General features: G+C 52.2%; 28 protein-coding genes. 11 read left to right on the forward strand and 17 right to left on the reverse strand.

Features of this window, described 5'->3' with window-relative positions; genetic code table 11:
- Positions 1-35: 35 nt before the first annotated feature.
- The 4 genes from rpoH to ftsY all read right to left on the reverse strand — a co-directional run bounded on the left by rpoH (position 36) and on the right by ftsY (position 4,001).
- A complete protein-coding gene (gene rpoH, locus MHN01_RS00750) occupies positions 36-896 on the reverse strand; it encodes an RNA polymerase sigma factor RpoH (protein WP_239409591.1) in 861 nt (286 codons plus the stop codon).
- Between the two features lie 122 nt (positions 897-1,018).
- Positions 1,019-1,945 (reverse strand): permease-like cell division protein FtsX, encoded by a 927-nt coding sequence (ftsX, locus tag MHN01_RS00755; RefSeq protein WP_239409592.1) that lies wholly within the window; start codon positions 1,943-1,945, stop codon positions 1,019-1,021.
- Positions 1,935-2,606 carry a cell division ATP-binding protein FtsE gene (ftsE, locus tag MHN01_RS00760; protein ID WP_075766261.1) on the reverse strand — a complete coding sequence of 224 codons (672 nt, stop codon included), beginning with the start codon at positions 2,604-2,606 and terminating at the stop codon, positions 1,935-1,937. Before ftsE ends, ftsX begins: the two co-directional genes overlap by 11 nt.
- A gap of 3 nt (positions 2,607-2,609) precedes the next feature.
- Positions 2,610-4,001, reverse strand: coding sequence for a signal recognition particle-docking protein FtsY (ftsY, locus tag MHN01_RS00765; RefSeq protein ID WP_239409593.1), 1,392 nt, complete (start codon positions 3,999-4,001; stop codon positions 2,610-2,612).
- Positions 4,002-4,085: 84 nt separating this feature from the next.
- Here ftsY and rsmD point away from each other — a divergent pair, with 84 nt between their 5' ends.
- Both rsmD and MHN01_RS00775 read left to right on the forward strand, forming a co-directional pair.
- Entirely contained in the window at positions 4,086-4,691 is a 606-nt protein-coding gene (gene rsmD / locus MHN01_RS00770; protein ID WP_160652456.1) for a 16S rRNA (guanine(966)-N(2))-methyltransferase RsmD, read from the forward strand.
- Positions 4,688-4,954 carry a DUF1145 domain-containing protein gene (locus MHN01_RS00775; RefSeq protein ID WP_075766257.1) on the forward strand — a complete coding sequence of 89 codons (267 nt, stop codon included), beginning with the start codon at positions 4,688-4,690 and terminating at the stop codon, positions 4,952-4,954. Before rsmD ends, MHN01_RS00775 begins: the two co-directional genes overlap by 4 nt.
- Before the next feature lie 78 nt (positions 4,955-5,032).
- Here the strand turns inward: MHN01_RS00775 and MHN01_RS00780 are convergent, their stop codons facing one another.
- The 5 genes from MHN01_RS00780 to MHN01_RS00800 all read right to left on the reverse strand — a co-directional run bounded on the left by MHN01_RS00780 (position 5,033) and on the right by MHN01_RS00800 (position 8,578).
- A complete protein-coding gene (locus tag MHN01_RS00780; RefSeq protein WP_370646386.1) occupies positions 5,033-5,626 on the reverse strand; it encodes a YhgN family NAAT transporter in 594 nt (197 codons plus the stop codon).
- Between the two features lie 155 nt (positions 5,627-5,781).
- On the reverse strand, positions 5,782-6,021 hold the full coding sequence (locus MHN01_RS00785; protein WP_239409594.1) for a YecH family metal-binding protein: 240 nt from the start codon (positions 6,019-6,021) through the stop codon (positions 5,782-5,784).
- Between the two features lie 98 nt (positions 6,022-6,119).
- A complete protein-coding gene (locus MHN01_RS00790) occupies positions 6,120-6,431 on the reverse strand; it encodes a DUF2007 domain-containing protein (protein ID WP_239409595.1) in 312 nt (103 codons plus the stop codon).
- Between the two features lie 89 nt (positions 6,432-6,520).
- Positions 6,521-7,150, reverse strand: a complete 630-nt coding sequence (locus tag MHN01_RS00795) for a lysoplasmalogenase (protein WP_239409596.1) — start codon at positions 7,148-7,150, stop codon at positions 6,521-6,523.
- 1,062 nt (positions 7,151-8,212) lie between these two features.
- The gene (locus MHN01_RS00800) at positions 8,213-8,578 is read right to left on the reverse strand and encodes a DUF4145 domain-containing protein (RefSeq protein ID WP_239409597.1); all 366 of its coding nucleotides are present in this window, start codon (positions 8,576-8,578) and stop codon (positions 8,213-8,215) included.
- Positions 8,579-8,820: 242 nt separating this feature from the next.
- On the opposite strand from MHN01_RS00800, the gene MHN01_RS00805 reads away from it, so the two are divergent.
- Complete coding sequence (locus MHN01_RS00805; protein WP_239409598.1) at positions 8,821-9,153, forward strand: DUF2500 domain-containing protein; 333 nt, start codon at positions 8,821-8,823, stop codon at positions 9,151-9,153.
- A gap of 25 nt (positions 9,154-9,178) precedes the next feature.
- On the opposite strand, the gene MHN01_RS00810 is transcribed toward MHN01_RS00805, so the two are convergent.
- Both MHN01_RS00810 and MHN01_RS00815 read right to left on the reverse strand, forming a co-directional pair.
- Positions 9,179-10,183: an acyltransferase gene (locus MHN01_RS00810; RefSeq protein ID WP_239409599.1), complete on the reverse strand. Its 1,005-nt coding sequence runs from the start codon at positions 10,181-10,183 to the stop codon at positions 9,179-9,181.
- Positions 10,184-10,333: 150 nt separating this feature from the next.
- Positions 10,334-11,056: an SDR family oxidoreductase gene (locus MHN01_RS00815; protein ID WP_239409600.1), complete on the reverse strand. Its 723-nt coding sequence runs from the start codon at positions 11,054-11,056 to the stop codon at positions 10,334-10,336.
- A gap of 525 nt (positions 11,057-11,581) precedes the next feature.
- Here MHN01_RS00815 and MHN01_RS00820 point away from each other — a divergent pair.
- The gene (locus MHN01_RS00820) at positions 11,582-13,180 is read left to right on the forward strand and encodes an AbgT family transporter (protein WP_239409601.1); all 1,599 of its coding nucleotides are present in this window, start codon (positions 11,582-11,584) and stop codon (positions 13,178-13,180) included.
- 110 nt (positions 13,181-13,290) lie between these two features.
- Complete coding sequence (locus MHN01_RS00825) at positions 13,291-14,136, forward strand: LysR family transcriptional regulator (protein ID WP_239409602.1); 846 nt, start codon at positions 13,291-13,293, stop codon at positions 14,134-14,136.
- 23 nt (positions 14,137-14,159) lie between these two features.
- Here MHN01_RS00825 and MHN01_RS00830 read toward each other — a convergent pair whose 3' ends face one another.
- The 3 genes from MHN01_RS00830 to rhtB all read right to left on the reverse strand — a co-directional run bounded on the left by MHN01_RS00830 (position 14,160) and on the right by rhtB (position 17,123).
- Positions 14,160-15,056 carry an EamA family transporter gene (locus tag MHN01_RS00830; RefSeq protein ID WP_239409603.1) on the reverse strand — a complete coding sequence of 299 codons (897 nt, stop codon included), beginning with the start codon at positions 15,054-15,056 and terminating at the stop codon, positions 14,160-14,162.
- A gap of 127 nt (positions 15,057-15,183) precedes the next feature.
- Positions 15,184-16,419, reverse strand: a complete 1,236-nt coding sequence (locus MHN01_RS00835) for an EAL and HDOD domain-containing protein (RefSeq protein WP_239409604.1) — start codon at positions 16,417-16,419, stop codon at positions 15,184-15,186.
- Positions 16,420-16,505: 86 nt separating this feature from the next.
- Entirely contained in the window at positions 16,506-17,123 is a 618-nt protein-coding gene (rhtB, locus tag MHN01_RS00840) for a homoserine/homoserine lactone efflux protein (RefSeq protein ID WP_239409605.1), read from the reverse strand.
- 242 nt (positions 17,124-17,365) lie between these two features.
- On the opposite strand from rhtB, the gene MHN01_RS00845 reads away from it, so the two are divergent.
- Together MHN01_RS00845 and MHN01_RS00850 are read left to right on the forward strand one after the other, a co-directional pair.
- A complete protein-coding gene (locus MHN01_RS00845) occupies positions 17,366-18,367 on the forward strand; it encodes an alpha/beta fold hydrolase (protein ID WP_239409606.1) in 1,002 nt (333 codons plus the stop codon).
- Positions 18,368-18,467: 100 nt separating this feature from the next.
- A complete protein-coding gene (locus MHN01_RS00850; RefSeq protein WP_239409607.1) occupies positions 18,468-19,265 on the forward strand; it encodes a Cof-type HAD-IIB family hydrolase in 798 nt (265 codons plus the stop codon).
- A gap of 74 nt (positions 19,266-19,339) precedes the next feature.
- On the opposite strand, the gene MHN01_RS00855 is transcribed toward MHN01_RS00850, so the two are convergent.
- On the reverse strand, positions 19,340-19,798 hold the full coding sequence (locus MHN01_RS00855) for an EVE domain-containing protein (RefSeq protein WP_239409608.1): 459 nt from the start codon (positions 19,796-19,798) through the stop codon (positions 19,340-19,342).
- Between the two features lie 122 nt (positions 19,799-19,920).
- Between MHN01_RS00855 and MHN01_RS00860 the strand changes: the two genes are divergently transcribed.
- The 4 genes from MHN01_RS00860 (at position 19,921) to MHN01_RS00875 (ending at position 23,897) form a co-directional block, all read left to right on the forward strand.
- Positions 19,921-20,961, forward strand: coding sequence for a COG3650 family protein (locus MHN01_RS00860; RefSeq protein WP_239409609.1), 1,041 nt, complete (start codon positions 19,921-19,923; stop codon positions 20,959-20,961).
- 92 nt (positions 20,962-21,053) lie between these two features.
- Positions 21,054-21,635, forward strand: a complete 582-nt coding sequence (locus tag MHN01_RS00865) for a tRNA-uridine aminocarboxypropyltransferase (RefSeq protein WP_239409610.1) — start codon at positions 21,054-21,056, stop codon at positions 21,633-21,635.
- A gap of 148 nt (positions 21,636-21,783) precedes the next feature.
- A complete protein-coding gene (locus MHN01_RS00870; RefSeq protein ID WP_255724918.1) occupies positions 21,784-23,220 on the forward strand; it encodes a coniferyl aldehyde dehydrogenase in 1,437 nt (478 codons plus the stop codon).
- A gap of 101 nt (positions 23,221-23,321) precedes the next feature.
- The gene (locus MHN01_RS00875; RefSeq protein WP_239409611.1) at positions 23,322-23,897 is read left to right on the forward strand and encodes a TetR/AcrR family transcriptional regulator; all 576 of its coding nucleotides are present in this window, start codon (positions 23,322-23,324) and stop codon (positions 23,895-23,897) included.
- A gap of 78 nt (positions 23,898-23,975) precedes the next feature.
- Here MHN01_RS00875 and MHN01_RS00880 read toward each other — a convergent pair whose 3' ends face one another.
- Complete coding sequence (locus tag MHN01_RS00880; RefSeq protein WP_239409612.1) at positions 23,976-25,163, reverse strand: NAD(P)/FAD-dependent oxidoreductase; 1,188 nt, start codon at positions 25,161-25,163, stop codon at positions 23,976-23,978.
- Positions 25,164-25,375: 212 nt separating this feature from the next.
- Positions 25,376-25,714: a universal stress protein UspB gene (gene uspB, locus MHN01_RS00885; RefSeq protein ID WP_239409627.1), complete on the reverse strand. Its 339-nt coding sequence runs from the start codon at positions 25,712-25,714 to the stop codon at positions 25,376-25,378.
- Positions 25,715-25,776: the final 62 nt, after the last annotated feature.

The raw sequence follows: 25,776 nt of genomic DNA on the forward strand, positions 1-25,776 counted from the left end.
AAAAATTCATCTTTGTGGATAGTTTGCGAGGATCTTTAGATCGCTTCTCCAACCGCTTCTTTCAGCTTCTTCATCGCATTTTTCTCCAGCTGGCGGATCCTTTCGGCAGAAACCCCATAATGATCAGCAAGCTCCTGTAAGGTGGTCTTCTGCTCATCTAACCAACGAGAGCGGACAATATGCTGGCTACGCTCATCCAAGCTACCCAAAGCAAGGGACAAACGGTTGTTTGCGTGCGCTTCCCAATTGTTCTCTTCATAGCTCAGGGCAACATCGGACGACTTGTCCTCGAGGTAATATACCGGTGCCGTGTAACCGCTATCGCGATCATCATCTTCAGACGGCATTTCGAAGGTCGGATCCTGCGCCGCCAGTCGCGACTCCATCTCACGGACCTCGCTTGCCTCAACACCCAGCTGCTCGGCAACCATCTCAACTTCATCATTGTTGAACCAGCCGAGGCGCTTTTTGGACTTACGCAGGTTAAAGAACAATTTACGCTGGGCCTTGGTGGTCGCGACTTTCACGATACGCCAGTTACGCAGCACGTACTCATGAATTTCAGCCTTGATCCAGTGGACAGCAAACGACACCAGGCGAACCCCGACTTCAGGATTAAAGCGCTTTACCGCCTTCATCAAACCGATATTGCCTTCCTGGACCAAATCTGCCATTGGTAGGCCGTAGCCTGAATAGCCACGTGCAACATGCACAACGAAGCGCAGGTGGGACATAACCAGCTTTTTCGCCGAGTTAATATCACCATCATAATGCAGACGCTCAGCTAACTCGCGTTCCTGCTCGGCCGACAGCATCGGATAGCTGTTAACACTCTGGATATACCCATCCAGACTATCGGCAGAAACTAAAGCCATTGAAGTCATCTCTTGTGCCATTCAACAAACCTCGTGTGTTTTTTAAACCAATGGGAAATTACCTGAACCTGTAATGATGCCCAGAAAGCAGCCACCTTTGCAAGTCGGTCGCGTAATTTACATCATTTATAGATTCAAAAACGTCAGATAGGTTCAATTTCTTTCAAATGGCGTCCGGCAGATAAACGTGCTGCAAGCAGACCGAGGAACGAGGCAATCATCAGTAAAATCAGGGTTTCGTCCCAACGTAATCCTACCAGGCGGAAACTGCTGTCATACAGCGCCGCCAGTTTTGCCACCGCGCCATCCAGCAGTATAGTGACAATAGCCGTCAATATCCAAGCCACAGTCCCGCTGATCAGGCCGTACCAGGCCCCGGTATAGAGATAAGGCCGAAGAATGAAACTGTCGGTCGCACCGACCAGCTTCATCACCTGAATTTCGTCTTTCTGGTTTTGCACCTGCAATCGCAATGTGTTGCCGACAATCAGGAAAACGGCGAAGAGCATCAGTCCCGACATCAGCAATGCCATGGTGATTGCCAGATCTTTAATGGCCGCCAGCCGCTGCAGCCAGTCGCTGTCCAGCCTCACTTCATCGACCTGCGGCTCGGTACGGATCTTGGCTGCCAGCTCCACCGCCTTGTCATTGCTTTGCCATGACGTCACCGGGCGAACCACAACCACCGACGGCAGCGGGTTCTCGTCCAGCAGGGTTAGTGCCTGATCAAAACCGGCATGCTCGCGAAAATCTTCCAGCCCCTGCTGGGGAGAAATATAATTTACCGAATCAACCTCCGGCCAGCCCTGCAACTGCTCACTGAACTGAGCAGCAGCCGATGTCGGGGTGCCCTGCTCGAGATACAGGGTCAGCTGAGTCGGATTTTGCCATGCCTGTGCCACCAGGGTGACATTTTTGGCAAGCAGGTAAAAACTGGCAGGCAACGTCAGCGCAAAAGCCAGTACTGCCAGGGTCAGAAAGTTGCCAAGCGGACGTCGCATCAACTCGACCAATGCGCCCTTGCATTGCTGTTTGTGCACCGTAAAGAAACCCGTTTGCTTACGCGCCACGTCGTGCTACCTCCCTCAAATGCCCCTGCTGAAGATCAAAGCGGCGATAGTTATGGGTTGTGAGCAAGGAGGTATCATGGGTTGCCATCAACACACACACCCCTACCCGGTTGAACTCTTCAAACAGCTGCATCACCTGATGAGACAGCGCAGCATCGAGGTTGCCCGTCGGTTCGTCGGCCAGCAACAGCCGCGGCTTGTTTACCACCGCACGGGCAATGCCCACCCGCTGTTGCTCACCGCCGGACAGCTGCATCGGCAGGCAGCGCGCCTTGTCGAGCAAGCCCACTTTGTCCAGCGCGGCCGAAACCCGCCGCTTGACCTCATTTTCCGATGCCAGCTCAATCCGCAACGGCATCGCAACGTTGTCATAGACACTGCGGTCCATCAGCAGCTTGTGATCCTGAAAAATAATCCCGATATTACGGCGCAGAAAAGGGATCTGCTTATTATCAATCCGGGTAATTTCATGACCGTTGAAAAAGATTTGGCCATCACTCGGCCGTTCAATCGCACAGATCAGTTTCAGCAGGGTACTCTTACCGGCACCGGAGTGGCCGGTCAAGAACGCCATATCTGCCTGTTGCAGATGAAAATCCACTTTTTGCAGGGCCTGGCGCCCGCCACGATAAGCCTTACTAACCTGCTGAAACCGAATCACGACTTATTCCTCGTCACTAAACAGTGCTTCAATAAACTCATTGGCAGCAAACGGACGCAGATCATCGATCCCTTCGCCAATACCTATGTAGCGAATTGGGATATTGAACTGATCTGCCACGGCAAAGATCACCCCACCTTTCGCCGTACCGTCCAGTTTGGTGATCGTTATCCCCGATACCGGAGCAACCTCGCTGAACAATTTGGCCTGGCTGATCGCATTCTGGCCGGTACCGGCATCGACGGTCAGCATGATTTCATGCGGAGCCTGCGGATCAACCTTCTTCATCACGCGCACAATCTTGCGCAGCTCTTCCATCAGGTTGCCCTTGTTCTGCAGACGGCCTGCCGTATCGGCAATCACAACATCCACATTGCGGGCCCTGGCCGACTCAATCGCATCAAAAATAACTGACGCACTATCGGCTCCGGTGTGCTGGGCCACGACAGGCACATTGTTTCGCTCTCCCCATACCTGCAACTGCTCAACCGCGGCTGCACGGAAGGTATCACCGGCCGCCAGCATGACAGACTTGCCTTCAGCCTGGAATTGCTTGGCCAGCTTGCCAATTGTGGTAGTTTTGCCCACCCCGTTGACCCCGACCATCAGGATCACGTAAGGCTTCTTGCTGGTATCAACGACCAGTGGCTGCTCGACTTTCTCCAGCATCTCACCCAGCTCGTCTTTGAGCAATCCATAGAGCGCCTCACCGTCTTTAAGATCTTTGCGATCTGCTTTTTCAGTCAGGTTTTCAATGATTTTCAGCGTGGTGTCCATACCGACATCGGCCACCAGCAGCTGTTCTTCTAGCTCCTCGAACAGATCGTCATCAATCTTCTTGCCACGGAACAGACTTATGAAGCCGGTGCCAAAGTTTGTCTTGGTCTTCTTGAGGCCGCGCATAAGGCGGGCGAAGAAGCCTTCACTTTTCGGCTTTTCCTGCTCATGAACTATGGTTTCATCAACCACTGGCTCTTGTGCCGTTTGCTCAACCGCCTCTGCTTCCGCTTCTTCTGCTTCTTCTGCTTCTGCAACTTTCGCCGCAGCTTGGGCTTCAGCTTCTTCTGCCGCTTTCGCTGCAGCCTGAGCCTCGGCCTCTTCTGCCGCTTTCGCTGCAGCCTGAGCCTCGGCCTCTTCTGCCGCTTTCGCTGCCGCCTGAGCCTGAGCCTCTTCTGCCGCTTTCGCTGCAGCCTGAGCTTCGGCCTCTTCCACCGCTTTCGCCGCAGCTTGGGCTTCAGCTTCTTCTGCCGCTTTCGCCGCCGCTACATCATCCTGAGTCGGTTCAGCTTGGGTCTCCACCTCTTGGTGGTCTTTATTTTGTTCAACTTGCTCGGTCTGTTCTTCAGAACCAAAACCCAGCCACGAAAATAATCCGCGTTTCTTTTTTTCTGCCATTGGCAAATCCTAGAGCTTGATTGGTACAATTTGCAGCCTAAAAACAGGTGTATACTATCATTTTCTAAACGGTCGAAGAAATCTATGACGAGACGCAGGCAACAATCAGGGCGAAATATGCCAAATAACCGCCGGGAAGGGTTCGTTAGAATCATCAGTGGTCGCTGGCGCGGACGGAAACTTCCGGTCCATGATGTTGAAGGCCTCAGACCCACGACAGATCGTGTAAAAGAGACAGTTTTCAACTGGTTAGCACAAGATCTCTATGAGGCAAACTGCCTGGATTTATTCACCGGCAGCGGCAGCCTGAGCTTTGAGGCCCTGTCGCGCGGGGCACAAAGTGTGACCATGCTCGAACTGGACAAAAAAGCTGCCGAGCAACTGGAAAAAAATCGTCAAACCGTGGGTGCCGACAATGCGCATATCCACAATACCGACAGCCTGGCCTATCTCAGCAAGCCGGGAACTCCCTACGATATCGTTTTTATCGACCCGCCATTTCGTAAGAATTTGCTACAGGAGGTGATAGCCCTGCTGGAAAACAATGGCTGGCTGGCACCCCGTGCCATCATTTATATTGAAGCCGAGAAAGAGCTGGGTGATCCCGACACGCCACCCCACTGGCATTTGCACAGAGAAAAAACCGCCGGACAGGTTAGCTACCGGCTATATGAGAGAGAGGAAGCATGAAAACGCTAATTTTGTTGGCGAAAGCCGCCATCGGATTTGTCTGGCTGGTCCTGCTGGTCAATATTTTCCACCCCTTCCCGGGTGTAGCTGCCATGGCACTGTACATTATGACGGGCTTCCTGCTGATGATGCACGGCCTGCAGATGCTGATTTTCATCGGCGCCTTCGGCGACAAGATCAAGATGAGCCGCTGGGAGAAGTGGTCAATACTGATTTTCGGCATCTTTTCCCTGCTCGACATCCGCCGCAAACACATGATGTAAGCCGGCACAGAGCCAGAAACGAAAAAGCGAGAGCCCCAGCTCTCGCTTTTTCTATGTCTCTTTCAGCAATCCCGCCCGTTACGCGCCTATCTGGAAGAACTTGCGTATTCCGTCGAGGAACATCTGGGTCGACATCATGATCAACAGCAACCCCATCAAACGTTCGACGGCCTTGAGCCCTTTTTCTCCCAACAAGCGGTTGAAGACCTCATAGAACATCAGAATTACAAATGAGGCTCCCCACGCCAACAACACAGCCAGAACCCAATCCCCGGTTCTGCCTGGCTCCTGATTAGACAGCAACAGCAAGGATGCCAGTACCGACGGCCCGGCAATCATTGGGATCGCCATAGGTACAATAAACGGTTCCTCACCGGCTGCCAGCCCCGTCACGCCACCCGGCTGAGGGAAAATCATCCGGATTGCAATCAAGAACAGGATAATACCGCCTGAAATACTGACCGTCTCCGCCGAAACATGGAGGAAGTTCAGCAGGCTCTGACCGCCAAATAAAAAGGCCAATAAAATAACCAAGGCAATCAGCAGCTCACGAACCATAATGATTCGCCGCCTTTTCGGCTCAATATGCCGCAGGATCGATAACATTACCGGCAGATTGCCGAGCGGATCCATGATCAAAAATAGCATGACCGCTGCAGAGATTATTTCCACAAAGCAGACCTCAGACAGAGATTAATCGTAAGAAGATTAAGAAAAATAACGGTGTCAGCCAGAAAGCTGACTAGAAGCGGGAAAGTATAACAAACGAACAAAAAGGTGGCGATAAATTTACCACCTTTAACGCAATCTATTTTTTGGGTAGGCGCTTAGTGGCTACACATCCGTTCACGATTGGCCGTGATAGTATCGCCATCTTGAATCACCTTGCGACGATCAAGCAAAAACGTTAACAGGGCATCAAAAGTCAAATCCTGCTGACTACAAGTATGAAAACGCACCTCTTCACCGTATTCGGCAATAACGGCTTGTTTTAGAGACTCAACCGTATAGGGGGTCTCTGCGGCCAGCAGCATATTTAAGACATTGTGAGCATGGGTCTGGGTCATAGGATCTCTCGCAGCCGTTGGGGTATATGCCAGTATTAAACCACAAGCACAACGCGCGAAGTTGACTCAGGACAACTAAGAGCATTTAAAATATATGTTTAGGGCCTATCACATCCGCACTGCCAGCAAATTTCAAACTGGCCTTCGTTATGCTCGGCACAGTGTGGGCAGTTCCAGCTGCTGGCAACAGTGTGTTCATATTGCGCCAGCTGCTGCCTTGCCAGCGGCACCTGATCTTCCCTTACCCAGACACCAACCTGCAGCACATCTGTCGGCAACTCTCCTGTCGCCGAAGACAGGCACTCACCGCTGAGCTGCACCTCGATATGCTCGCTCTCCAGCATACCCTTGAGGCTATATGCCTCCAGATTATTGGCAGCATCATATACCTTGATCCATGGTCCGCCCATCACACACTCCTTATGGCTGGTTTCGGCCCCGACAACACCACAGACAAAGACCTTCCTACCAATGGTTTTCTTTCATACCGCCCGGGTTGCTAGCCTTGAACCAATAGCGTTGCCACAAAGAGTGACTGCGCCAGATAATAGCTGGGCATAATGATCGCTGTCGAAGGCTTGAAAGGCCCCCGGAAACGATCAACGGCCAGGACCGTGTCGGAGACAATAAAGACCAGGGCACCAATAAACGCCAGCAACCCAGCTGTTGAGCCCACGGTTAACCAGAACTCCCCCGCCGCCCAGGTCATCTGAACAATAACCGCAATATAAACGGCAACCGGCACGATCATCTTTCCTAATGACGGTAGCAACAGCAAAAATACGATAACGCCGCCACCGACCAGCATCGCCGGCAACCACCACACCATATCGCCATTGAGCTGGCTCCAAAATGCCAATGAATAGGCAATATGGGCGAGAAGAAAGCTAACCAGACCAGGAATAAACCGGTCTTTAGGTAACATCAGGAAAACATCACCGACAACAGACAGCCCGAGCCCGACAAAAATGGCCTGGTGATAAACACTTTCCAGCCCTGTTTGCCAGGCCAGGAGCAACAACAACACCATGGTAAATGGCTTGAAAAAGTAATACTGCCACTTAGGGCCATGGTACGCAGCTGTAACATGTAATAAAGCAGATAAAGATATGGCTAACCAAACCCACATAACATCACCAGTATCATTATAGTTATAAGCAGGGACAGTTTAGAAACCCAAACAGGATTGTCTAGCAGGGATCCCCGAGAACTAGACCCCGCTTATAAAAACACTAAGACATCAGTCGCTAAACTGTTCAGTATTGGAAATTCACTAAAGCTTTGTTGCGAAATACTTCACGCCATGAGCGATAAGCCTCAGGATAGCAAAACAAAAATAGCAAACGGTTGCCTTATATCAAGGTAATGAATAATCCCCTCACTCAAATTACTCAAATCCATCACAGCCTGTTAGGCCGTAATACCAACGTCACCACACAGTCGACCCCATAAAAATAAACAATCCATATCAATAACTTACATTGAGATATTTCAATAAAATACAGAATATATAGCGCAGGACTTTTACACTGCCAATTTCATTAAAAACCAAACATAAACAATATAAGCAGCTGAGCAAACAGCATAATTATCTAATTACCACTTCGCCTTATCGATCACAACATCATCACCATTTACCAAGACCACACAAAAGCAATCACAGACGGCGCATGACGACATATGATCGACAAATTATAAAAAACTCAAAAAAAGACAATGAAAATCACGATCACACACATTAAAATGACTAAAAAACAATAACTTAAAAACATAAAAAGCAAAAATAAGACAATGCGCACATTATTTAATCCACGCAAAAAACACAGTTTATTTAGCCAATAAGCACCATTAAAAGCACCTTAAACTTAACTTATCCTGACAATTTTGCAGTTGAGCTTGCCTAAAGGCCAAAAACAATGCTATTGTATTTATCAACACATAATCAGCAGCAACACGAGGATCTTACCTATGTTCACAACATCTCAAAAACAAGGGCTTATGATGATCGCAGTGGTTGTCGGTTTAATGACGCTGCCTGTTATCTACTAAGCAAAATACAAAATTCAAAAAAAGGTGCCTATTGGCACCTTTTTTCGTTTTAGCAGGTAACGGCAGGAATAGTCTGCCGCAACATAGGGCAAACAGCGGAAAGGGGTAAGCAATTAACCGTTGGTGGTGTTCACTATTCGCGTCAGGGAGTAAGGTTGATACGGTGCCAATGCTCTGAATAGAACCAGACAGCCAATGCGGTAAACCCCAACACAACCAAGGCAGCAACCGTCCAGACAAAGCGGCCGCTGCGGGGTGTCAGTTCATCTTCACAATCCCGGCAAGCAGCCAGAAAGCCCGGCTTGTCATCCAGCTTATACCCTTCTTCATGTACAGTTTTATTCCGCACCGATGCCACAAAACGGAGTTTGGGGATAATTTCATGAGGCAGGCGCTCCTCACAGCTGGTAATAAGCTGGTGCAGGCCCTTGCCTTCAGCATGATAATGCTCACGCAGTAAGTGCTCTATCCGCCTTGAGCGCGTAACAACTAATTCAATATTGGCCATACGCCGATCTCCTTTCTGCTCTTTCTACTTACCTTATCGTGACTTAAAGTCCTTGCAAAGCCTGCTGACACTGATTTACAGCGATAACTAACTAATTGTATTGCCTCAGGGAATAACCGTTTCTTTCCCTGCAGAGAAAATCCTGTAGCAGTCACGATTTATCACTTCGGATGTACTACCAGGCACGGCATTCAATAATAATACTCTCACCCGGATTGTACGGCTAACCAAGGAGTACATTGATGCCAATAGGGATTGTGCTGGCTGTTGCCATCCTGTTCGTGATTTCATTAGTTTATTTCATTCGCTTCTATCGCCGCCACGTACAAGGAGAAAACGCCCCCGAAAAGAAAGTTGAGGTCGAGATCCTCGCCAAACAAAGCGTGCCAGTTATCGGTGCCCAGCCCGGTGATGACAACGAAGAGTACTGGATTTATGTTCAGCCGACCAAAGGCGGCCCCAAACGCGAATTTTTGGTCGGTATACATTACTACCATGCACTCAACCCAGGCGATCGCGGTATCATGACCTATAAAGGGCTGTCATTTATACACTTCGCCCTGACCCGAGATTAGTTCTGCTACCACCTGGCAGGAGGCTCTAGGGCACCAGCCAGGCTGTTTTAGTGCTCTTTGCCAGCATCCAGCTGGCCGTCAATGCCAATCCGGTACAAATCAGGGTCCAGAACGGGATCATGATCAGCGGATGGGCAAAATACAGGTCGTACTCACGTACCGGCCACAGAAAAATCGGATGCAACAGATAAATGCCAAGGCTATAACGACTCATGAATGCAATGCGCGTGAGCCAAGCCTGACTTAAGCGGTCACAATAATGACGGCACAAGGCAAAAATCATCGCCGCGATACAGGCAGTATTGAGTGTCTTGTAAGACATCCAGCGGCCAACGGTATACTCCCCGGCCGAGAAGCTGTTACTCACCACCATATAGTCGGTCAGCAGCAGTCCAGCTCCCCCCAGGACAACCAACCATTTCAATGCCGGCCACTGAAGCTGGAACAGGCAATAACCGAGAAGTAAGTACCCGCTATATAAAATCAGCTGATGGCTCCAAAAGCCATCGATCTTGAACAGGAACAAGGAGGTCAACACTAGCCAAACAAGGGTAAGTGCAATTGTGCCCGTTCGATCAGTTTGCCGGACATAGTATTGAAGGAACGGCACCACAAAATACAGCGGGATAAAATAGTAAAAGAAACCAAGGTGATAGTAGGTTTCATGCTCGGGCAGGGCTTTGAGTGTCTCCAGCGCGGTAGCGCCATCATAGCCAGCGGCGGTCAGGCCCGATAAGAACGCGTAAAAAACGGACCATATCAAGAAAGGGAGCAACACCTTGCCAAGGCGCCGTTTGACATAGTATTTCGCATCAAATTCACGGGTATCGCTCAGCATTAGCGCACCGGTGATCATGATAAAGACAGGGACAGCCCAGCGGCTAAAACTATTGAAACTTGTCGCAGTGATCCAGGCGCTGTCGGAGATCACACCCAGCTGATCACGGTAGGGGCCGAGAACATGGATAACGACAACGGCTATCGCCGCTATACAGCGAAGTAAATCAAAAAAGACAACCTTCTGCCTCACCCGTTGGTCTCCTGTAAGTAATAAGCCTGCTTCTCATCCGGTATTGACAGTGAGCCTAATGGCTTGCCAATACTGTCTAATATAGCAGTCAGCCGGAGTAAGTACCTGAACTGACTCCGGCTTTCATCAATTACTCACAGAATACTGACATTATGGCTGCTGACGGGTTGCAGCCAGAACGATCTCGCGAATACACAAGTTCTGTGGCTGCTGGTAGGCAAAACTGATGGCATTGGCGATATCTTGCGGTGCAATCACCCCACCCATGCCGTCTTTCCACTCTTCGTAGCCCGCCTTGATCTCATCATTGGTCGTGTGGCTTAGCAGTTCAGTTTCTACCGCACCCGGTGCAATCGTGATAAAGCGTACGTTGTCATCGGCCACTTCTTCACGGATATTCTCAGTGATGGCATGAACAGCAAACTTGGTGCCACAGTAGGCAGCGTGGCTCGGGAAAGTCTTGCGACCGGCAACCGAACTGATATTGATCACGGTACCGTGCTGGCGCGCCTTCATATCGGCCAGTACAACGTGAATGCCGTTAAGCAGCCCCATCACATTCACATCGAACATGGTTTTCCATTCAGCCGGATCCTGCTCATGGGCCAGGCCAAGCAACATCACACCTGCGTTATTGATCAGGCAGTCAACCGGCCCGAACTGTGCTTCAGCTTCTTTGATCGCTGTAGCGAAGGCGTCAGCATCTGTGACATCCACCTGACGACACAATGTATTCGGCAGCTGCAACGCTTCCAGTCGTTCAATACGACGAGCCAGTAACAATAGAGGGTGGCCTTCTGCAGACAGTTTACGTGCGGTTGCTTCGCCGATACCTGAACTTGCACCTGTGATCACAATTAGAGACTTAGACATAATGAAACCCTTTGCTAATAGATAGTAGAGATGTCATCAACGGCCGGCATTCAGTTGATGGCGCTACTATATCGGGCTGCACTGTTCAGGAAAAATATCCTTTTTTTCTGCTTATCATAAATTTTAGCTATGGATAGATAGCAAGATATATACGCGTCTCCTTGTCAAGATATGTAAAGCAAGTGTTACCAAAGCGGCGCATTGCTTCTCGACAATCAAGATCTGTGATTAACCGCACGCAAATATCACTATACGGTCGCTAATTCACTGATTCATGTCATCTGAGCTTCCAACATAGAACGCCCAATAATCAACCTGTAACATAACAACAACAAACAAACGCCAGTCGACACATAACCACAACGAACAATTAGCCCAAAATATTTACACTTTACAGACAATAGCTTCACGATAGACACATTTTGACACAATTATATTTTGTTTCAGATCTTAACAATGACGTAACCTCCTCCCCCGACAAGAGACGTACCCATTGATGGGATTAAACGATAAATGGAGGTCGTGATGCACTCATCTGCTTCACCACAAACACAACAACCACCAAAGAAAACCTTATTCACCCGTTTTCTTGATACTGTTGAATGGCTCGGCAACCTGCTGCCCCATCCAATTACCCTGTTTGCTATTTTCTGTCTTGCCATCCTCGTCGCATCCGGTATTGCCGGTTACTTTGAAGTGGCGGTCGCTGATCCCCGCCCAGAAGGCGCAGCCGGACGTGCCGCCGATGGCATGATCCAGGTTGTCAGCCTGCTCAACGCCGAAGGCCTGCAAAAAATCGTGGCCAATTTAGTAACCAACTTCACCGGGTTTGCGCCGTTGGGTACCGTACTGGTTGCTATGCTGGGCGTTGCCATTGCCGAACACTCAGGCATGCTTTCCTCTGCCATGCGCGGACTGGTGATGGGCGCCTCGCGCCGTATGGTGACACTGGTTGTCGTCTTCGCCGGTATCATTTCCAATACCGCCTCTGAGCTGGGCTATGTAGTACTGGTACCGCTGGCTGCCATGCTGTTCCATTCCCTGGGCCGTCACCCGTTAGCCGGTCTGGCTGCAGCCTTTGCCGGTGTCTCCGGCGGCTACAGCGCCAACCTGCTGTTGGGTACCGTCGATCCACTGCTGTCGGGCATTACCCAGACTGCCGCCCAGATGATTGATCCGAACTACTCGGTCGGGCCGGAAGTTAACTGGTACTTTATGTTTGCCTCGACGTTTGCCATCACCATTATGGGTGCCTTCGTGACCGAGAAAATTGTTGAGCCTAAGCTGGGCAAATACAATGCGGAAGAGGCCAGCGAAGATCTGGGCAAGGACAAGATGGGCAAGCTGACCGAGCTTGAGAAAAAAGGCCTGAAGGCTGCCGGCCTCGCCGCTCTGGTTGTATCGGCGCTGCTGGCACTGACCATCGTGCCGGAAAACGGGATCCTGCGCCATCCTGACACCGGCCTGGTTGCTGGCTCACCATTCCTTAAAGGGATCGTCGCCTTCATCTTCGTCTTTTTCGCCATTCCGGGCTTTGTCTACGGCAAGGTTGTCGGCACCATGAAAAATGACCGCGACGTAATTGATGCCATGTCAAAATCAATGTCCTCGATGGGCATGTACATCGTGCTGGTATTCTTCGCTGCCCAGTTTGTCGCTTTCTTCAAGTGGACGAACTTCGGCCAGGTCTTTGCCGTTGCCGGGGCTGATTTCCTCCAGTCCATCGGCCTGACCGGCCCGATGCTGTTCTTCGCCTTTATCCTGATGTGTGGCTTCATCAACCTGATGATTGGCTCGGCGTCGGCGCAATGGGCGGTTACCGCACCGATCTTTGTTCCTATGCTGATGCTGGTTGGTTACGCTCCGGAGACCATTCAGGCGGCTTACCGTATCGGTGATTCGGTCACAAACATCATCACTCCGATGATGAGCTACTTCGGGATGATCCTGGCCGTTGCTACCCGTTACCAGAAGAACCTTGGCCTGGGAACACTGATCTCGACCATGCTGCCTTACTCAATAGTATTCATCTTCGGCTGGAGCATCATGTTCTATGTCTGGGTATTTGTGCTTGGTATCCCGGTAGGTCCGGGAGCTGCCACCTACTACAGTATTGGCGGCTAAACACGACACTCAACCAACAAGCCGGGATTATTCCCGGCTTTTGTTTTTATCCGGCCAGCCGCTATTCTGTTTGGTATCATGACCGTCTGATCCCCAACGAGTTTTCCCTTATGGACTTACGCCTGCTGCGCTTTTTTGTTGCCGTCTACGAAGAGAAGAACATCACGCTTGCAGCCGAACGCTGCTTTGTCTCGCAGCCTTCTATCTCCAATGCCATCAAACAACTGGAAGCCGAGCTCAACACCCCGCTATTTGTTCGCCATAAGAAAGGGGTCGATCTGACTGACGAAGCCCACTACCTCTACCCGCTGGCGATCAGGCTGCTGGGCGATATAAACCGCCTGCCGCAGCTGTTTCAGCAGCGAACCGAGTGCCTGCCGCTCAAGCTAGCCAACTTTCCCGATCTGAGCCAGTCTCAGCTGGCCCGGGTACTGGCCCAGCTTAAACAGCAGATCCCTAACTTATTGCTGGAGCTGGTTGATCACGATGCCCCTGCCGATGCACGCCTGACGCTGGATATGTTCAAGGCCGAAGACGAGATCTTCCTGCCGCTGTGGGATGAAGACTATGTACTGTGCATGCCGCCCGACCATCCGCTGGCGAGTATGGAAAAGGTACCGCCGGAGCAGCTCCACCAGCATGATTTCATCGAATGTCCGCCTTGCGAAGCCCACCAGCAGACCATCGGCCTGCTGGCCTGTGACGGCCTTGCCGTAAATCTGGTTGCCAAGGCCGAGCACAAAACCCAGGTGATGCATCTGGTACAGGCCGGACTAGGGATCTCTTTTCTGCCGACCGGAGTGCTGGAAACGGCCAACCAGCTGGTCACCGTCCCGCTGGACGGGCCGCGAATGTTCCGCCGACTTGGGTTATGCTATCCGTCAAACAAAACCCTCAACCCAGCACTGACGGCTGCCGTCAAGGTGCTGAGCCAATATGCCGTAGAAAAGCGCTAGCCTCCCAAGTTAGCAAAGACTAACTAACGCAGCGACACCGCGACCAGCCCCAGGCACACCAATCCGGCACCGACCAACCGCGGCCGGTGTGCCGGCTCGCGCAATAGCCAGATCCCCAGCCCGACGCCAACCGGGATGCTGAGCTGACGCAGGGCAACAACGTAGCTGACATTCTCTGTCAGCGTCATCGCCAGCAATACCAGCCCGTAGGTTCCGCCCATCATGAGCCCGGTCAGCAAGGCAATCTTTCTGTCCTGCCAGCCTTGTTTCAACTGCCGACGCCCTGCCCTGTTGCAACACCACAGCAACAACCACAGGCCCGTTACAATAAACTGCATTCCCAGATAACCAAACGCTATCCACATTGGCGACACTGCGTGCTGATAATGCGCCGTCATCGCTGCCAGTGCATGGTTATCCAGGACCGAATAGCCTGCCGTGCCAATCGCCGCCAGCAGAGCCCACAGACACCCGCCGTGCCAATAGGCCCGCCAGTGCCAGCGACGAAAACTGACTACCGGCACCATCAGGCAACCGAGGGTCACCAGTACCATCCCGGCCCAGGCCAATATAGGCATCGACTGCCCGAGCAAGGTGCTGGCCGCCGCCACCATCAATACCGGCAGCGCCCGCGCTATCGGGTATACCACGCCGACATCCGCCTGCTGATAAGCGCGCGCCAGGCTGGCCATGTACACCATCTGACAAAAGCCGCTGACCGTCAGCAGTAGCCAATACGAAAAAGAAAGCGGTGAGGCCGAGGTCAGGACCACCCATATCACCGGTACCAAAAGCATGCCGGCACCAAGGCTGGCAACACAGAAGAAGGCCGGTGTCGGCGTTCGGGATTTTCCCAGCAGATTCCAGCTGGCATGAATCACGGCAGAAAGCACGACCAGCACAAAGGCAAACACAGACACTGTCGATTTATCTCCTGCGGGGTTGGTAAGGTTGGTCTAGTCCAAAAACAACCAGTGTAAACAAAAAGGCGGGAACACATAAGCAATGCTCCCGCCTTTTCAAAAAAGATTCATCAAACAGCCACAATCAAGCAGTTGAGTCCGGGTTGGGAGATGTATCAAGGTACAGGGAAGACCACTGCAGGGCATGCTGATAGCTTTTCGCCACCAGCTCCTCACCTATCCCCAGCGCCTGGCAATGAACACTGATCTTCTCCCAGTCAGCCTGCTCGTAGGCATCAAGCAAGGCCAGTATCCGACCTAGCGCTCCCTGATGATTTAGCAAGGCCTCCCGCACATCCGGCTCAAGCGGCAACAGGGTCAGCAGCTGCTCCAGCGAGTTATCCAGCAAGGCATCGAGCAGTGAAAACAGACCGGTCAGAAACGCCTTGTCCTTTTCAACAGCCAGTCGGCTACTCGCCGCCAGCATCTCGCACATTCTGGCTCGCTGCAGTGACAGCGAATACAGCTCTTTAGGCTTATCGATCGCCGCATGCGCCGTTGCCACGGCACTGACGAAGATTTTGATTTTATCCTCACCAAGATAAACCAACGCCTGCTTAAACGAGCTGATAGGTTCAATGGTGCGATGAGTGGCCGCGTTCACGTAGCGCAGCAGCAGGTAGGACAGCGAAACATCACTGATGATGATCCTCTCGACCCGGCCAAAGTCCACCGGCTCACGGCAGATCTCCTGCAGCAGGCGCACAGTGGTCAGCTTTTCCGGTTCGACCTGACGATTTTTGAGCATCTCCGGCTTGCTGAAGTAATAACCCTGGAAAAACTGAAAACCGGCCTCATAGGCGGCGGCATAATCTTGATGGGTTTCTACTTTTTCGGCCAGAAACTTAAGCTTGCGGTCACGGTGCTGGTTGACGAACTCGCACGCCTGCTCGATGCCGATTTTCATTAAGTCCAGTTTGATAATGTGCACATAGGGCAAGAATCGCTGCCATTGCGGTGCCATCTCGAAGTCATCCAGGGCGATGACATAGCCCTGGCGATAGAGATATTTGATCGCCACAAACAGCTCTTCATCCGGCGCACAGCTCTCGAGTACCTCAATAATCACTTTCCGCTTCGGCAGAAGCATAGGGAGCAGGCGGATCAGGCTCTCATAGGGAAAGTTGATAAAGGTGCGCTGACCGGCTGTCGCCGGGTTATCGCCAACCGCCATGTAATTTTCCACCAGCAGCCGACACGTCGCCTTGTTCGCCTCGATAACCGGAAAAGCATTACTCTCCCCGTCGCGAAACAGCAGCTCGTACCCGACGGTCCGTTGCTGACGATTAAAAATTGGCTGGCGTGCGACATAGGAATACATGATGCCTGCGTGGTTCCTTAATAGTTTGAAATATAATTAAAATATCTAATCTAATTATAACAGCCCCTGCGACAAGGGCTGAACAGTCAAGCTTTGGCCGTTGCGAGCAGGGCACCACAGCCAATAAACATCGAACCAAACAGACGATTTAATCCGCCCATCACTTTGGCCGAGCGAATATACGTAGTGAGCTTTGACGCCAAGGTGACGTAAAACAACATCACAACGGTATCAATGACCAACGTCGTGATCCCCAGCACCGTCAATTGCAGCAATTGCGGCTCAGCCGGATTCAGGAATTGAGGAAACAAGGCCACCAGAAATACGATCGTTTTGGGATTGGTCAAATTCACCATCACAGCCTGACGAAACAACTGCCAGGCCGAGACCTGGACAACATTCGCCTCGACGTTCAGCGACGCCCTCTCACGCCATTTCTGAATGCCGAGCCAGATCAGGTAAACCACACCTACCCATTTAATAAGGGTAAATGCCGTCGCAGACTTGGCTACAATAGCACCCAGCCCCACACCGACCAGCAAAAGATGAAACGCCAAACCGGCCTGCAGCCCCAAGATAGAAGCCAGTGACTTGCGCCAGCCGTAAACCATCCCGTTGCTGATCGAGTTGACCGTACCTGAGCCCGGCGCCAAACTAAATACAATCGCTGTCGCCAGATAAGCCAACCAAACTTCGATACTCACTCTTGCTCTCCCTACCCTGTGAAACGCCTATTATGCAAAATAATTGCCCAGCTAATCAGGCATTATTCTTCTCTAATGCATAAAACGGCTACAAGTTAACAGTAGTTCAATCACTAAAGCAACTCGCACTCGCTTATAGAAAGCGACCACTTTACGTTATACTGAACTTAGATTTGCCATAAGCCTTAGCGCCTGACCGCACGCAACGCCTTATTTTTATTTTCATTACGCTGAGAAAAGCCATGACTGTTCAACCACCGCACTACTTTAATTTTTCACAGGAATCTCAGTTTAGCGATACCATGGCAGGTCCCGTTGCCGAGCTCTGGCAGCACCGGCTAGAGGGCATGTTTGAGGGCATTGATCAACTTAATGTCGGCTGGGTCAGCCTCACTGGGTTTAACCATGACAAAGCCATTATCGTGGTCAACGGCCGGATAGAAAGCTACTGGAAATACCAGGAGCTTTTTTATGATCTGGTGCAACAAGGCTATGATGTTTTTGCCCTGGATCATCGCGGCCAGGGCGTCTCAGACCGCTTGGCCGAAGACACCGAGCTTGGGCATATCGAGGAATTTGACCACTACGTCAGCGATCTCAAAACCTTCTTTGATACCGTTATCGCCCCCAAAGGCTACCAGCAACACTTTATGCTGGCCCACTCAATGGGCGGCACCATCGGCAGCCTGTTCATGGCCAAATACCCCTCTCTGATAGACAGCGCGGTACTCAGTGCCCCGATGCACGGGATCAATATCAACAATTGGATGAAGCCCATCGCCTCACCGCTGGCCCGTGTTGTCGAGCAACTTCAGCGCCAGCCTGACTACGCTCCCGGCCAGGTGCCGTATTATCCCAAACCATTTGCCGACAACCCGCTTTGCCAAAGCCAGATCCGCTATCAGTGGTTTCGCGATCTGTATGAGCAAAAACCCGAGCTCAAAATCGGCGGACCGAGTGCCCGCTGGGTCTGGCAGGGGATCGCAGCTGCCAAGCAGTGCATCGAGCAGGCCCCAAACATCACCGCCCCTATCCTGCTGTTGCAGGGAAGCGACGATAATATTGTCGATAACCAGGCGCACAACCTGTTTTGCCAGGCGATGCAGCAAGCCAACCGCTCCTGCCAGCTAACAGTCATCGAAGGGGCTCGCCACGAACTCCTGTTCGAGGTAGACAAATACCGTCACCCCGTTCTTGCGGCAATTATCAATCATTTTTGGAAGGCGGAAGAAATTGTAGGATAAATTAACCCCTTTTTTCGCAGGCGATCTGGTTTAATATGAATCTTATTACTCCCTATCCCCAGGGGTGGTGAGAGTCCTATTCATTGTTCCGAGAGTTTCCATGTATAAGATAGTTGCTTCAGATCTAGACGGTACCTTACTCACCCCCGAGCACAAAATTGCCCCTTTTACCAAAGATGTCCTAAACCAGCTTCACCATCAGGATAAAGCCTTCATCTTTGCCACAGGCCGCCATCACATCGATGTCGCCGATATGCGCGAACAGCTGGGGATCCCGGCATATATGATCACCTCCAATGGTGCCCGGGTGCATAACTGCCAAGGTGAAGTCATTTACAAACAGGATCTGGAGCCGAGTGTAGTCCGCGATATTGTTGCCATGGCGAAGCAGGATCCCGAGCTGAACATCCATATCTACCGCAACGATGACTGGCTTCTAAATACCGACTGCGAATACCTGAAAGATTTTCACGAGACATTCCAGTACCAGCTATTTGACGTCGACAACCCGCCGCTAGAAGGCGTCGCCAAGGTCTTCTTTATCCGCGACGACCAGGATCACGACAAAATGGTGAAGTGGGAGGAGCGCTTCAACGCCGCTTTCGGCCAGCAGACCAACGTCGTCTTTTCGACGCCATGGTGCCTGGAAGTGATGGATGCCAATGTATCGAAAGGGCATGCTCTTGAAGCGGTGGCGAAAGAGAAAGGCTACGAGCTAAAAGACTGCCTCGCCTTTGGTGACGGGATGAACGATGTCGAAATGCTCAGCATGGCCGGCAAAGGGGTAATCATGGAAACGGCGCATGACAGGGTCAAGCAGGCCCTGCCGGACCATGAAATTATCGGCCCTTGCAGCGAAGAGGCTGTCGCCCACTACCTGGCCAACAACCTGCTGTAACCCAGGCAGCAATCCAACAGGCTGCCTATAACAGTCAGCCTGTTGTTATGACACCCTTACTCTTACCACCCGCTCTAAAACTGCCCCGTCATCTGCAGAATTTCCTGCCACTGCGCGTCAGTCACCGGCATAATACTCAGGCGGTTACCGCGTTTGACCAGCGGCATCTCAGCCAGTAACGGATTGGCCTTCATCCGCTTGAGCGACACCAGGCGCAGGTGGCGCTGGTATTCTATATCAACCATAACCCAGCGCGGGTTATCAGGATCAGACTTGGGATCGTAATACGGCCCCTCCGGATCAAACTGGAAATGATCCGGGTAGGCCTCCCTGACCACGGTCGCAATACCGACGACCCCGACATCCTTGCACGATGAATGGTAGATAAACACCTGATCGCCGATTTTAATCTCGTCCCGCATCATATTACGGGCCTGATAGTTACGAACACCTTCCCAGCAGGAAACTTTTTGCTGCTTCAGGGTGTCTATCGAAAATGTATCCGGCTCTGTTTTGAATAACCAATTGGCCATAATCGTTCTCGTTATAGTTATAGTGCTGCGCTGGCACCCAAATCCAATACGGATAAGTCGGGTGTCCCTGCGGCGATATAATGACTTTACGACTGCTCAGCCTAACATACCGAGGGAATCGAATGACACACTTGAGACAGGCTTTACCTGCGACAGCACTATTGGCAGCACTCGCTGGCTGCACCACCTCATCGCCCTCATCAACCTCCGGGCCGGTAGAAATAACACCTGACACCAGTCCTACGGCAGCCGGCACCGAGCAAGGAAAGGTGCAGGCCTTTATGCTCAGGGGCAATGTGGTACTGGGCCATGAGTCTAACAGCATCCAGCCTTGTGATAGCAGCCAGCAATACTGGCTCAATACACCAATAGCCGATCGCCAGGCGATAGCCCAAATCACCCGCCCTGGCTACGAGCCTATGTACGGGGAATTTATCGGCTATCTGGAGCCTGCTCCCGAAGAAGGCTTTGCCGCCGCCTATGACGGCCGCTTTCAGGTCAAGCAAGTAAATCTGCTCTCGGCCGAAATGCGCAGCGGCTGCCAGCGTCCCCCGCATGCAACTCGGGCCTTCGGTAACGAGCCGGGCTGGGTGGTCGAACTAGACGGCGACAAGGCCAACCTGATCCGCCCCGGCCAGCAGCGCCAGCAACAAGTTATTACCAGTAAGGAAATTGTTGCCGGCAGGCAGCATTATCAGGGCAAGGGCTTCTCGCTGACCATAACGAAGGGCCAGTGCAACGACACTATGAGCGACTCGTTGTTTGGCTGGCAGGCCACGCTAAACTGGCAAGGCAGCAACTACAAAGGCTGCGCTACACTAGGGGCAACCGATATAACCCAGCACTGGTCCGGTCGCTATCAGGGAACATCATACATCGACAAGACGCCGATTCTGACCACCACCGTCACCCTCAACCCTGATCACTCGGCGACCACCCGCTATGACTACCCGTCTGGTGAGCCTAGCCTCAATGAAAGCGGATTCTGGCAACAAGCCAGTGACAATACCGTACAAGTGGTCATGACCCAGCACCAGGGACGCCGCCTGATCAGCGAGCGTGTCTTTACCCTTGACGACAACCGGATCACGGTCAAGGAAGAGACCGTCAACGGCCAGACCTATAGCCTGGGCGGTGACGGGTTAAGCCTGGAGAGGCAATAGCTGGTTCAGGTATAAAGGATGCACGAATAGTTGTTTTGGCTGGCGGAGATATGTCACACTCCCGCCAGCCAAAACAACCACGAGTACTCTCTATGTCCTGTTCCCGCTGCGGCTTTCAGCATAACTGTATCTGCCATACAGAACCCCGACTAAGCAGCAAGGCCCGCTTTATACTGCTGACCCACCCCAAGGAGCTTGGCAAGGATACCAATACCGGCGAGCTTATGCTCCGTACTCTGCCTGACAGTCAGCGCTACACCTGGGACAGGGTTAACCCGCCCGCCGCACTGCTTGATGAGATCCGTGCATCAGGCAACCAGCCGTGGTTGCTATTTCCCTGTGACGAAAAACACCCGGCTACAGTCTACCAATCCGAACCAGACAAACAGCCCCTGTTCATCCTGCTTGATGCCACCTGGCAGGAAGCAAGAAAGATGGTAAGGAAAAGCCCGTGGCTGGCTCAGCTACCGCGCCTGAGCCTCAACCCGTCATCGGCTTCCGCCTACCAGCTCCGCCGTAACCAGCAGGCAGGTAACCTCTGTACCTGCGAAGCCGGCATCGCCTTGCTAGAAATGCTTGGCGAAGCGGAACAGGCCGTACAGTTAAACGACTATTTTCAAGCTTTTATCGACACTTTTCATGCCGATAAAAGCGGCCATACCAAACAATCCTAATCAAATTGCCAGTCTCCCAAACACCGGCAAACGACAATTATGCCCAGTTATGCGCGGTTCAGATTCTTCGACTATACTAAAACCGACTGACTAGTCGGTTTTAGTAAGAATCGAGATTTCGACCAGCCAAAGCAAAGGGAGAGGGGCAATGACAGCAATCGAAGAGATCAACACGCACCATATTGATAGTGCCGTAATGGAAAAAACCTTACAGTCTCAGCGAGACAAATTCCTGGCCGATCCCATGCCGTCTCTCCAGCAGCGCCTCGATAAACTTAACGCACTGAAAAGTGCCCTGCTTAACGCAAAAACACCGCTGTGCGAGGCGCTCAGCCAGGACTACGGCCAGCGCAGTACTCACGACAGCCTGATGGCCGATATCCTGCCGTGCGTGACCAATATCAACTACACAATCAAGCACCTGAAGAAATGGATGAAGCCCTCCCGCCGTCATAGCGGCCTGATGCTGGCCCCGGCCAAGGTCGAGGTCATTTATCAGCCCCTGGGTGTCGTCGGAATAGTGGTGCCGTGGAACTTTCCGGTCATGCTGAGCCTCGGTCCGCTGATCACCGCGTTGGCGGCCGGCAACCGAGCTATGCTCAAATTGAGTGAGTTCACCCCGAACACCAACAAGGTCTTGCGAGACCTGCTGTCAGAAACCTTCAGCCACGATGAAGTCGCCGTCTTCGAAGGCGAGGCCGATACCGCTGCCGCCTTTACCGCTCTACCGTTTGATCACCTGCTCTTTACCGGCTCCACCACAGTCGGACGCCATGTCATGCACGCTGCAGCCGATAATCTGACTCCGGTAACCCTGGAGCTGGGCGGTAAGACACCGGCCCTGATCGCCCCGGATATGCCGCTGGAACTGGCTGTCGAGCGAATGATTTACGGCAAAAGCCTCAACGCCGGACAGATCTGCGTTGCCCCTGACTATGTGCTGGTCCCTGAGGAAAAAGTGGATAACTTTGTTGCCGAGTACCTAAAACAGTTTGGCAAAATGTACCCGCAGGGCGTGGCCAGCCAGGACTTCACCTCGGTGGTAAACACCCGGCAGTATGAGCGCCTCAGCCAATGGCTGGACGAGGCCAAGGCGCAGGGAGCTAAGGTGATCCCCTGCCATAACCAGGTCCGAGATGATCAGCAGCACCGGATGATCACCCATTTGCTGCTCAACACCACAGACGACATGACCTTAATGCAGGAAGAAATCTTTGGTCCCCTGCTACCGGTGATCCCGTACCAGAAAGTCAGCCAGGCACTGGACTACATTCGCCAGCGCCCTCGCCCGCTGGCACTGTATCTGATGAGTTTCGATGCCGAGCTGCAAAACGAGGTCAAAACCACCACCCACTCCGGCGGTATGTGTATCAATGACTCAGTGCTGCATGTCGGCGCGGATGATGCGCCCTTCGGCGGTATCGGCCCGTCAGGCATGGGGCATTATCACGGCAAGGAAGGGTTCCTGACCTTCTCCAAGGCCAAGACAGTACTTAGCCGCGGCAAGTTCACCACCACCAAGCTCGCCACTCCTCCCTACGGCGGCTGGATTCAAAAGCTGATGCTGGCCTTCTTCCTGCGCTAACCCTCTTCCTTCCGGCCACCTCAGGTGGGTGGTCGGGTCTATCCTTGATACAGTGACAGACAATAATTAGCTAAACGCTGAATTTAGAAGCCAAACCCAGTATGACCAAAACCAAACAGCAGAACATTCTCGACGCCGCCCTGAGTCTATTTGTCCGCAACGGCATCCAGGCAACCTCGACCGCCAGTATTGCCAAGCAGGCCAATGTGGCTACCGGTACCTTGTTTCACCACTTTGCCAGTAAGCAGGCCCTAATCATTACCCTCTATAGCAACATCAAAACTGAGCTCGGCCAGGCCATGCAGCCCCAGCACCACCATGATGATATTCAGGCGCAGGCCCGGCATTTCTGGCAACAAGCCCAGCAATGGGCACAGGACAACCCCGACAAACTGCAATTCATGCAGCAAGTCGCCCATGACCCGGCGTTTGAGATCAGCCTGCATCAGGAACTCATGGCCGTATCCATGGGCTTTTTGATTGAACAGGTTAAGCAAGCACAAGCCCTACAACAACTGGCACCACTGCCGCTGGAGCTGGTACTCAATTTCTGCCACAGCCACTTTCTGGCAACCGCCAACCTGTTTGCCGAACGCCCGGACTTCGCCAGCCAACCCGACTACCAGGAAGGCGCATTTCAGATTTTATGGCGAGGACTGGCACCGACAGCGCAATGAACAATTACCGGTAACGAAAAATACCAACATAAAAAACGGCGCAAGTGCGCCGTTGATAAGAAAAGCAATATCCCTTAATCAGGCATACTGGCCGGCAACAAAGCCCGAGCTCCATGCCCATTGGAAGTTATAACCGCCGAGCCAGCCGCTGACGTCCATCACCTCGCCGACAAAATACAGCCCGGGTACCTGCTTGGCCTCCATGGTCTTTGACGACAGCTCATCGGTATCGACCCCGCCGAGCGTCACTTCGGCAGTACGGTAGCCTTCGGTGCCGTTCGGTGCGATTTGCCACTGGTGGAAATAGGCGGCCATCGTAGCAATTTCTTTCGGGTTGAACTGCTTGAGCGGCTTGTCCTGAATATCCCCGCGTTCAATCAGCACCTCAATCAGGCGCTTTGGCATCAGGCGGGACAGTGAATTCTTCAGGCTCTGGTTCGGGTGCTTCTCGCGCATCGCAGCCAGGGTATCAGCCAGGTCCAGATCCGGCAGTAAGTCGACCGTCACCTTTTGTCCCGGTGTCCAGTATGAGGAAATTTGCAGGATCACCGGACCAGACAAGCCGCGGTGAGTAAACAGCAGGTTTTCTTTGAAGGTGGTTCCGTCTTCGGCCTCGACCACCGCCGGGAGCGCAATTCCCGACAGCTCTGCGTAGGCTTCCTTTTCTTCCTTATGCAGAGTGAACGGCACCAACCCGGCGGTTGTCGGCACCATCTTAAGACCAAACTGTTCGGCCACCTGGTAGCCGAACGGCGTCGCACCTAATTTGGGCATCGACAAGCCGCCGGTGGCAATCACCAGCGACTCGCACTCTACCAATGTCGTATTTAGCTTAAGGCTGAAGCCCGTATCTGTCCTGGCAATATCATGGACATCGCAACGGTAACGCTGTTCAATTGTCGGTTGGTCACACTCTGCCAGAAGCATGTTGACGATATCCTTGGCGGAGTCTTCGCAGAATAACTGGCCGTGATCGCGCTCTTCATAGGCAATCTCGTGTTTGGCCACCATAGCGATAAAGTCCCACTGGGTATATTGCGACAACGCCGACTTCACAAAGTGGGGGTTACGGCAAACATAGTTGTTGGCAGCAACATCGTAGTTGGTAAAGTTACAGCGGCCACCGCCGGAGATCAGGATCTTCCGTCCCGGCTTCTTGCCATGATCTACCACCAGCACCGAGCGACCGCGCTTTCCGGCCTCCGCTGCGCACATCAGTCCTGCAGCGCCAGCCCCTATCACCACCACATCAAACTTGTCTGCCATTTCAGTACCGCTCTTTACTCACCTGTTATTCCGCTTTGCTGTTTCTGCAGAGCAATGAAAAAGGGATGCCGGAGCCAAGCAGCCTGCATCCCTCAAAACCGGGGGCTATTCTACCTACCCCGGTACTGAATACCAAATTGAATATATGTCGTACAGCTCCCCCCCTCCGCGTCATCAGGACTGCAGAGTGGTGTCATGGGCTTACGCGGCGGCTAGATCCCCAGGTAGGCCACCACGAAAATGGCAATAAAAAATACCATCAGATAGGTACTTGCCAGAATAAACAGCTTGCGGACTTTGACGCATTTTTCCATAAATACCGGATCATGATGATTCTGATATTGCTGGCTGCGTATATAGTGAAACAGGCGAATTTGCTTGGTGACATTGCCTTGGGATGAGAAAAAACCCCGGCCGTCTACCTGTTGGTAGAGAAGAGGATCACACTCGCGCATCACTGCCAGCAAAGTACGTAGCGTACTGATATAGCGAGATACATTGACGACTGCGACCAAAAAGAGAGCGAATAAAAGTGCATCACCACTGATAATCATAACAACCCCCGAACAACTTTACTCAGATGCCGGCCGGGCGATTAAAGGGCGTGTCAGGC

The organism is Photobacterium sp. OFAV2-7, assembly GCF_022347985.1.
Lineage (GTDB): Bacteria > Pseudomonadota > Gammaproteobacteria > Enterobacterales > Vibrionaceae > Photobacterium.

Bases quoted from the DNA above. Each gene is read 5' to 3' on its own strand.
- rpoH (WP_239409591.1), bottom strand. From the start codon at position 896: ATGGCACAAGAGATGACTTCAATGGCTTTAGTTTCTGCCGATAGTCTG.
- ftsY (WP_239409593.1), bottom strand. From the start codon at position 4,001: ATGGCAGAAAAAAAGAAACGCGGATTATTTTCGTGGCTGGGTTTTGGT.
- rsmD (WP_160652456.1), top strand. From the start codon at position 4,086: ATGACGAGACGCAGGCAACAATCAGGGCGAAATATGCCAAATAACCGC.
- MHN01_RS00775 (WP_075766257.1), top strand. From the start codon at position 4,688: ATGAAAACGCTAATTTTGTTGGCGAAAGCCGCCATCGGATTTGTCTGG.
- MHN01_RS00785 (WP_239409594.1), bottom strand. From the start codon at position 6,021: ATGACCCAGACCCATGCTCACAATGTCTTAAATATGCTGCTGGCCGCA.
- MHN01_RS00790 (WP_239409595.1), bottom strand. From the start codon at position 6,431: ATGGGCGGACCATGGATCAAGGTATATGATGCTGCCAATAATCTGGAG.
- MHN01_RS00795 (WP_239409596.1), bottom strand. From the start codon at position 7,150: ATGTGGGTTTGGTTAGCCATATCTTTATCTGCTTTATTACATGTTACA.
- MHN01_RS00800 (WP_239409597.1), bottom strand. From the start codon at position 8,578: ATGGCCAATATTGAATTAGTTGTTACGCGCTCAAGGCGGATAGAGCAC.
- MHN01_RS00805 (WP_239409598.1), top strand. From the start codon at position 8,821: ATGCCAATAGGGATTGTGCTGGCTGTTGCCATCCTGTTCGTGATTTCA.
- MHN01_RS00815 (WP_239409600.1), bottom strand. From the start codon at position 11,056: ATGTCTAAGTCTCTAATTGTGATCACAGGTGCAAGTTCAGGTATCGGC.
- MHN01_RS00820 (WP_239409601.1), top strand. From the start codon at position 11,582: ATGCACTCATCTGCTTCACCACAAACACAACAACCACCAAAGAAAACC.
- MHN01_RS00825 (WP_239409602.1), top strand. From the start codon at position 13,291: ATGGACTTACGCCTGCTGCGCTTTTTTGTTGCCGTCTACGAAGAGAAG.
- MHN01_RS00835 (WP_239409604.1), bottom strand. From the start codon at position 16,419: ATGTATTCCTATGTCGCACGCCAGCCAATTTTTAATCGTCAGCAACGG.
- MHN01_RS00845 (WP_239409606.1), top strand. From the start codon at position 17,366: ATGACTGTTCAACCACCGCACTACTTTAATTTTTCACAGGAATCTCAG.
- MHN01_RS00850 (WP_239409607.1), top strand. From the start codon at position 18,468: ATGTATAAGATAGTTGCTTCAGATCTAGACGGTACCTTACTCACCCCC.
- MHN01_RS00855 (WP_239409608.1), bottom strand. From the start codon at position 19,798: ATGGCCAATTGGTTATTCAAAACAGAGCCGGATACATTTTCGATAGAC.
- MHN01_RS00860 (WP_239409609.1), top strand. From the start codon at position 19,921: ATGACACACTTGAGACAGGCTTTACCTGCGACAGCACTATTGGCAGCA.
- MHN01_RS00865 (WP_239409610.1), top strand. From the start codon at position 21,054: ATGTCCTGTTCCCGCTGCGGCTTTCAGCATAACTGTATCTGCCATACA.
- MHN01_RS00870 (WP_255724918.1), top strand. From the start codon at position 21,784: ATGACAGCAATCGAAGAGATCAACACGCACCATATTGATAGTGCCGTA.
- MHN01_RS00875 (WP_239409611.1), top strand. From the start codon at position 23,322: ATGACCAAAACCAAACAGCAGAACATTCTCGACGCCGCCCTGAGTCTA.
- MHN01_RS00880 (WP_239409612.1), bottom strand. From the start codon at position 25,163: ATGGCAGACAAGTTTGATGTGGTGGTGATAGGGGCTGGCGCTGCAGGA.